At 43.4% G+C, this 5383-nt stretch carries 4 protein-coding genes and 1 pseudogene; 3 read left to right on the forward strand and 2 right to left on the reverse strand.

Annotated elements, in window-relative coordinates:
* From BGL89_RS11905 to BGL89_RS11915, 3 genes and pseudogenes are all read left to right on the forward strand, one after another.
* A pseudogene (locus tag BGL89_RS11905) lies at positions 1–124 on the forward strand (RNA-guided endonuclease TnpB family protein); the annotation flags it as partial.
* A gap of 428 nt (positions 125–552) precedes the next feature.
* Positions 553–1839, forward strand: coding sequence for an FAD-binding oxidoreductase (locus BGL89_RS11910; RefSeq protein WP_286825885.1), 1287 nt, complete (start codon positions 553–555; stop codon positions 1837–1839).
* Between the two features lie 9 nt (positions 1840–1848).
* A complete protein-coding gene (locus BGL89_RS11915) occupies positions 1849–3204 on the forward strand; it encodes a (Fe-S)-binding protein (protein ID WP_286825882.1) in 1356 nt (451 codons plus the stop codon).
* Positions 3205–3466: 262 nt separating this feature from the next.
* Here BGL89_RS11915 and BGL89_RS11920 read toward each other — a convergent pair whose 3' ends face one another.
* Both BGL89_RS11920 and BGL89_RS11925 read right to left on the reverse strand, forming a co-directional pair.
* Entirely contained in the window at positions 3467–4885 is a 1419-nt protein-coding gene (locus tag BGL89_RS11920) for a phosphoglucomutase/phosphomannomutase family protein (protein ID WP_286825883.1), read from the reverse strand.
* Positions 4886–4953: 68 nt separating this feature from the next.
* Positions 4954–5298 carry a hypothetical protein gene (locus BGL89_RS11925; RefSeq protein ID WP_286825884.1) on the reverse strand — a complete coding sequence of 115 codons (345 nt, stop codon included), beginning with the start codon at positions 5296–5298 and terminating at the stop codon, positions 4954–4956.
* Positions 5299–5383 lie beyond the last annotated feature (85 nt).

Consider the following 5383-nt stretch of genomic DNA (forward strand, 5'->3'; position numbering starts at 1 on the left):
AACATTTTGGCCGCAGGACTTGCGGTGTCAGTCTGTAGAGCGACCATAAGACCAGAACAGAGTAAATCTGTTAAGGCAGGTGCGAAACCCCAGCGATGGGAAGAAACAGAAACTTAAATCGTGAGGTTTAGGAATCACCGTCCGTTTACGGCGGTGAGGATGTCAATAACTTCTTGGCTTACTGATCGAGGTAATCCACTATTATTACATGAGTGTATGGCTAATTTAACAGTCAGTTATTGGGCTGCCCGCTCATTTAAATTGCTTGTTGAGATGAGGCAAAAGGCAAGAGGCAAGAGGCAAAAGGATAATTTTCCCTTTAACCTTTCGCTTTTTCCCGACATTTGCCGAAAATTTTTTGATTTATGCAAGAGAGCTTTTTAGCTGCCTCAGTATGGCTGGAATTGCCCCACATCGGAGATGGAGAGCCAAACTAAGGTAATCTAATTAATAGAGGCTGAAAATTACTGATTAGTCCTAGCATTACCCCCATTCTTCGGGATTATCGGCCGGTAATTCCTGACTCCTCACTCCTCAATTCTTGTGTCAAATATGACTGCGATCGCTGCCCAGATAACTTCTATTTTACCCCCCGACACGCCGGTTATTATCTGGCCACAAGTGCCAAAAGAGGAACAAGAAAGACTATCAAGGGCAATTAGGGGCAAAAGTCCTGAAATTCTAGTTTATCCCGCTAATACAGCTGCTTTAGCCTCTTTGGTGCGTTTTAGCAACGAAAATCGTCTGTCTTTACTGGCCTACGGTCAAGGCAGTAAATTAGATTGGGGTGGGTTAGTCGAGTCGCCCGATATTTTAGTTAGTACCCAAAATCTCAACCAGATTATTGACCATGCTAGGGGAGATTTAACTATAACCGTGCAAGCTGGGCTTAAAATAGCGGATTTACAGGCTTTTTTAGCTCCTAGCTCTCAATTTCTTTCTCTTGATCCCAGTTACGCCGATAATGCCACGATTGGCGGTATTATGGCCACGGCCGACGCGGGAACATGGCGGCAAAGATACGGTGGTGTCCGGGATTTGATCCTAGGATTCTCCTTTATCCGTCACGATGGCGAGATTGCTAAAGCTGGAGGGCGTGTGGTGAAAAATGTGGCGGGATACGACATGATGAAGCTATTTACGGGTTCCTACGGCACTTTAGGGATTATCGATCAGATTACCCTGCGACTGTATCCCGAAACTGCTAACTCAGAAACCCTGATAATTAGAGGAAATAGCGAAAATATTAGTAAATTAAGTCAAGTTATTCGGCAATCGTCTTTAACTCCCACCGTGGCTGAATGTTTAAACCTAGGGATGACGCAAGCATTAGGATTAGGGGAAAAAGTCGCTTTACTGCTGCGTTTTCAAAGTATTCCCGAAAGTATTAGCGAACAATCGCAACAGGTGAGTTATTTAGGGCAACAGTTAGATTGTCAGACTAATTCTTATCGGGATGAGGAAGAAGTTTCTCTATGGCAAAGATACCGAAAAACAATCGATAATTATGACCAAGAGGGCAATTTTTTCGGCAAAATAGGATTATTACCTAGCAATTTAGCTCTAGTTATCGACCAAATTAACGGACTAGCATCGATTAATATTAGTAGTGGGGTGGGTAAAGTTATCTTAAAATCGGAGGAAAATCTTGACAAAATTCGCTCTTTATGCAGTGCCAATCAGGGTTATTTAACGGTGTTAACCGCGCCTCCATCGCTGAAGGAAAAAATTGAACCTTGGGGTTATACAGGTAATGCGATTGCCATGATGAAAACCCTAAAAACTAAATTCGATCCTCACGGTATTTTTAGTCCTGAACGCTTTCTTAACAAAATCTAATGAAAAATCATGCAAACCTCCGAGCATTCCCTTAACTTTCAAGAATTAATCGACCAAAAAAATCAAGGATTTGACCCCAAGAATCCCCCCGCTCAAGAATTAATCGATAGTTGTGTTCACTGTGGTTTTTGTCTATCTACCTGTCCCAGTTATCGAGTGATTGGCAAAGAAATGGACTCCCCCCGGGGCAGAATTTATCTGATGAATGCTATCAACAAAGGGGAAGCAGTTTTAGACGAAACCACTAGCCAACATTTTGATACTTGTTTAGGTTGTTTAGCCTGTGTTAGTACCTGTCCATCGGGAGTACAATACGATCAATTAATCGCCGCAGTTCGTCCGCAAGTGGAACGCAATCAACCCCGCAGTTTTAAGGATAAAATTATTCGTTTTCTCATTTTTAATCTCTTTCCCTATCCCGTCCGTCTCAAATTATTTTTACCTTTCCTCTGGTTATATCAAACCCTGGGATTACAAACTATTGTTAGAAAATCGGGACTATTAAAAATGTTCTTTCCTCGTCTAGCAGCGATGGAATCAATTTTACCAAAAATTACCCTAGACTCTCTGTTTAAAAACTATGCCGATGTTATTCCCTCCCAAACTGAAAAACGCTATCGGGTGGGAGTAGTTTTAGGTTGTGTGCAGCGCCTCTTTTTCTCGCCGGTAAATGAAGCGACAGTGCGGGTTTTAACTGCCAATGGTTGTGAAGTGGTTATCCCAAAAACCCAGGGTTGTTGTGCCGCTTTACCCGCACACCAAGGACAGGAAAAACAAGCGCAAAGTTTAGCCAGACAAATGATCGATAGTTTCGCAGCAACCGAGGTTGATTATATTATTATCAATGCGGCAGGATGTGGTCATACTCTCAAGGAATATCATCATATTTTAGCCGACGATCCTGAATATAAAGATAAGGCTAAGGAGTTTGTGGCTAAAGTACGCGATGCCCAAGAATTTTTGGCATCAGTGGGGTTAACTGCTGATTTATCCCCGATTACCGAGACAGAATTAACCCTAGTTTATCAAGATGCCTGTCATCTTTTACACGGACAAAAAATCTCGGTGCAACCACGGCAATTATTGCAAAAAATCCCCAATATTAACTTAAAAGAACCTATCGATGCGGCCTTGTGTTGTGGCAGTGCCGGAGTTTATAATATGCTACAGCCAGATACTGCCGATGAATTAGGTCAGCAGAAAGTACGCAATTTATTAAATACTGGAGCTGCGGTGATTGCTTCTCCTAATCCGGGTTGTTCCCTACAAATTAAAAAACATCTACAATTACAGGGAAAAGATACACCCGTTATTCATCCGATGGAATTATTAGATTATGCGATTCGCGGGCTGAAAATTTCCTAGTTCATCCCCGTTTTATCTTAATTTTCTGAAAATAGAAAACGGGTTTCTTCAAGAAACCCGTTTTCTATTAGATAGGGTTTGCGGCAAAAAGTTTGTTGGTGGGGTTAGGAGTCAGGAGTCAGTAGCCGGTCGTTTCAGGCTTTGTTGCCCTCTTTTTTGTACCAGTGTTGTACTACAGAGAAGGATAATGCAAGGTTTTTGAAGGTCTTAATCCTATTTTCGCAGCATGAACATCGGATTTTAACAGGTCAAAAGCCTTATTTTAAAAGTTTGCCCATGCGAGAATTTCATCAACTCGATCGAGGGTTGAAGATTCACAGTAGAGACGCAAAACTGGTTCTGTGCCACTAAAGCGAATTAACAACCAACTGCCATCTTCTAAACGGAATTTATAACCGTCCATAGTATTACAATCAGTCACTTGTTTACCGGCAATTTCCCTTAAGGGTTCCTTATCCAAAGCAGTAATTAACTGATCGCGAGCTTCCATATTAGCTAAGGGTAAATCAATGCGATCATACTCAGAATGAAACCCGGTTTTATCCTGTAATTGCGCGTAAAGATCGCTTAAATCTTGGCCCGATTCTACCACCGCTTCCAAAACGTATAAAGCTGATAATAAAGCATCCCGTTCGGGAATGTGAGTACCATAACCGACACCTCCCGACTCTTCCCCACCAATTAACACAGGAGTGGTCAACATTCGATCGGCGATATACTTATAACCGATCGGGGTTTCAAAGACCGATAAACCGTATAAACTGGCTAATTTGGGGATTAAATCGGAACCGCTCACCGTTTTCACAATTTCCCCTCTCATTCCCTTTTTGCCGGCTAAATGCTCGATTAAAATCGGGATGAGATTTTGGGTGCTTAAAAAATTCCCCCGACCATCGATCGCCGCTACTCGATCGCTATCCCCATCGAAGACCAAACCTACTCGCAAAGGGGCTAAATTTGCGCTGTGAGCCAGTTTATCGATGATTTCCCTCAAATTTCTCGGTAAAGGTTCTGGAGATCCGCCACCGAACAAAGGATCGCGATTGCCGCGTAATTCCGTGATCCCCACCCCCAAAAGACGCTCTAAACCGGTAGCCGCCGCACCGTGCATGACATCGGAATAAACTTTTAGTTGTCCCGATTTGATCGCGTTGGCAATAGCAGCAATGTTAACTTTTTGGCGTAAACCCTGACAATAACTTGACCATGGCTCAAAAGTGCTTAATTTACCGGCAGCTGCGTTAAATTGCGGCGGATTAGACAATAAAGCTTCAATTTGTTGGGTAATTTCCGGCGAGACAGAACCACCAAAATAACCTTTAACCTTCAAACCGAGATATTTGGCTGGGTTATGACTGGCGGTTAACACGATCGCACCGAGAGCATTTTCTGATCGAGCTGCCCAACTAAAAGCGGGAGTCGGAGCGTAGGATTGGGAGAGAAGCACGTCAAAACCGGCTTTTTGAAGTGATTCCGCCGCAGTTTGAGCAAAATCCTCCGCCATAAACCGCCGATCATAGCCGACGATAATCGTCCGCGAACCTGTGATCTGACCATAATTATCCGCTAAAACCTGAGCCGCCAAGGGAGCAAGCAGAGCGACTCGATCGAAAGTAAAATCGGCGGCGATAATCCCGCGCCAGCCATCGGTTCCAAATTTAATCGGGTTCACGGTGGTCATGATTTACGAACTACCCCTAAAATATCCATTTTCCCAATACTGTAACCCGCTCCGTAACCTCTGGAAACTCATTTTTCCCGATCATCGGTTTTTGCCGCCGAATCGAGCGCGCCGACTTCACTGGCTAATAATTTTTCCATTAACATTTGTAACTTCATCCGTTCTATATAGGGCCATCCCCCGGTTTCCTCGATATCCCGGAGTAATCCGTATAAGTCCTTACGGGTATTGGGTAAAGATGGCTCGAACATCTGCTCGCGAATTTGCCGATGTAAATTTTCTAAAGTTCGCAGCAACATTAACAAACCGTTACAATCTCCCTGCTGTTCTTGGGCGATCGCTGTCACCGTCGTTACAAGGGAATGTAGTTGGCTATCTAATTGGCTGTTATCTCCCGGCAATGGACTATTCATCGAAAATTTTGGGTCTGAAACCCCGTCGTTCTACGACGGCTTTACCGTTAAATACTAGCGCATTTACCAAATATATGCTAAAATG

The sequence above is a fragment of the Microcystis sp. LSC13-02 genome, from assembly GCA_002282935.1.
Lineage (GTDB): Bacteria > Cyanobacteriota > Cyanobacteriia > Cyanobacteriales > Microcystaceae > Microcystis.

What these genes read in the sequence shown, in the direction of transcription:
- BGL89_RS11910 (WP_286825885.1), top strand. Translation starts at nt 553, where the DNA reads ATGACTGCGATCGCTGCCCAGATAACTTCTATTTTACCCCCCGACACG.
- BGL89_RS11915 (WP_286825882.1), top strand. Translation starts at nt 1,849, where the DNA reads ATGCAAACCTCCGAGCATTCCCTTAACTTTCAAGAATTAATCGACCAA.
- BGL89_RS11920 (WP_286825883.1), bottom strand. Translation starts at nt 4,885, where the DNA reads ATGACCACCGTGAACCCGATTAAATTTGGAACCGATGGCTGGCGCGGG.
- BGL89_RS11925 (WP_286825884.1), bottom strand. Translation starts at nt 5,298, where the DNA reads ATGAATAGTCCATTGCCGGGAGATAACAGCCAATTAGATAGCCAACTA.